The sequence below is a fragment of the Bombilactobacillus mellifer genome, from assembly GCF_000970795.1.
Classification (GTDB): Bacteria; Bacillota; Bacilli; order Lactobacillales; family Lactobacillaceae; genus Bombilactobacillus; species Bombilactobacillus mellifer.
This window is the reverse complement of record NZ_KQ034038.1, coordinates 1,748-2,246: the sequence shown is the minus strand read 5'-3', so window position 1 is coordinate 2,246 and position 499 is coordinate 1,748. Positions and strand designations below refer to the sequence as shown.

Genomic DNA, 499 nt, shown 5'->3' with positions numbered 1-499 from the left:
CTCTGAGAACGTCTTAAATGAGCTCACAGAGGGATCCTGCATAACAGCGTCAATTCTCTGGCGCAAATCATCTTTCCAAACATAGGCTTGTTTATTAGCAAGTTGGCGCTCTGCCATAGTCCGGCGTTCTAAAGCCTGATTATGCGGCACTGAATAGCCATGAGCTTGGGTAATTGCATTACTGATAGCGGCAATTTTTTCCCAATCACGATAAGCATGATACTTTTTGCCAGTTTTCAGATTGGGCATATTAATAACCAGGTGATTATGGATTTTATGACCAACACCGTCAATATGGGTGTAAATAGCCACCTGATAGTCTTTAAAAGCTTGCTGAGCTAATTCAAGCCCCATGTGGTTAGCTTTGACCCAGGCGTCCGGATTGGCCGCTGAGAGGTCGCTAGAGGGGAAAGACTGAATGACCCTAGTAACTTGCTTACCTTGAGTTTGCCAGGCCTTACGAGTAGCAGACATTTGTTTAACAGCAAATTTAGGATTG

1 protein-coding gene is annotated in these 499 nt (G+C 44.3%); it reads right to left on the bottom strand.

The annotated features are described in order from the left end of the window. The coding region (locus tag JG30_RS08515) for a relaxase/mobilization nuclease domain-containing protein (RefSeq protein WP_179854072.1) at positions 1–499 on the bottom strand (499 nt) is incomplete at both ends.